1 protein-coding gene is annotated in these 564 nt (G+C 61.5%); it reads left to right on the plus strand.

The genetic code is table 11. The features are described 5' to 3' along the window. The coding region (locus tag NKH54_RS32460) for an ATP-binding cassette domain-containing protein (RefSeq protein WP_352539221.1) at positions 1–564 on the plus strand (564 nt) is incomplete at both ends.

A 564-nucleotide genomic window follows, 5' to 3' on the forward strand; every position in this document is an offset into this window, starting at 1 on the left:
TGACACTCCTTGCCAACACTCTCTCGCAAGGGCCGATAAGCGATACCGTTGCCCACAACATGGCACGCAATGGTCTGCTGCAAGCAGCGCGTTGCAATGCCGACTTGCGCCTGCAGGTGCAATCGGCCATTCTTACCGTCGGTGCGTACCTTGTCGTCAGGCAGGAGGCTACGGCCGGGGTCATGATTGTCAGTTCGATCATGATGGGGCGTGCGCTGGCTCCGGTCGATCTGGCCATTTCAAGCTGGAAACCCTTCCTCATGGCGCGCCAGAGTTGGGCGCGGCTGGAGGACCTCTTGGAAAAGGTTCCTGAAACCGCTCCTGTTGTGCCTATGCCTGCACCTGAACGCGAACTGCGCCTCGAAAGCGTGACAATTGTTCCGCCCGGCGAAAGCAAGCCGACCGTGACCGGCATTGCGTTTGCCATTCAGGCGGGAAGCGCACTCGGGGTCATCGGTCCATCGGGCTCGGGCAAGTCGACACTCTCGCGCGCCATCGTCGGCGCATGGACGCCGGTCGCCGGGAAGGTTCGCATCGACAGCGCAAGCCTCGATCAATGGGACC

Source organism: Mesorhizobium sp. M1004 (genome assembly GCF_040318795.1).
Classification (GTDB): domain Bacteria; phylum Pseudomonadota; class Alphaproteobacteria; order Rhizobiales; family Rhizobiaceae; genus Mesorhizobium.